At 50.3% G+C, this 372-nt stretch carries 1 pseudogene; it reads left to right on the top strand.

What is annotated here, in order from left to right:
* Window positions 1-372: pseudogene (locus E5987_RS13605) on the top strand (DNA circularization protein); the annotation flags it as partial.

Genomic DNA, 372 nt, shown 5'->3' with positions numbered 1-372 from the left:
GCAGTCCGCTATTTCAAACGCGGTGCTCGCCGCTTCTGAAGTTGGCTCCGAAAACGATAGAGCAGATACATCTGCGGTGGTTCAAACCGCTCCGTACGATGATTTGATTTTGGTTCGGGACAACATTCTTGAGGCGATTGATTCCGAGATGTTTAGAACCCGAAACGATGCGGTCTATGAAGCATTAAATCAGGCTCATTCTGCCGTGTATGAGGCAATTACGCAAAGAGCGGAGAATCAGGCAAGACTGGTCACTTTTACGCCGTCAGCGGTGACTCCGGCGCTGGTTTTAGCGTATGACTATTACGGAGACTCAACCAGAGAGCCGGAGATTGTCGGGAGAAATAAGATCCGGCACTCAGGTTTTGTGCC

The sequence above is a fragment of the Parasutterella muris genome, from assembly GCF_009767915.1.
Lineage (GTDB): Bacteria > Pseudomonadota > Gammaproteobacteria > Burkholderiales > Burkholderiaceae_F > Parasutterella > Parasutterella muris.
This window is presented reverse-complemented; position numbering and strand designations above follow the sequence as displayed.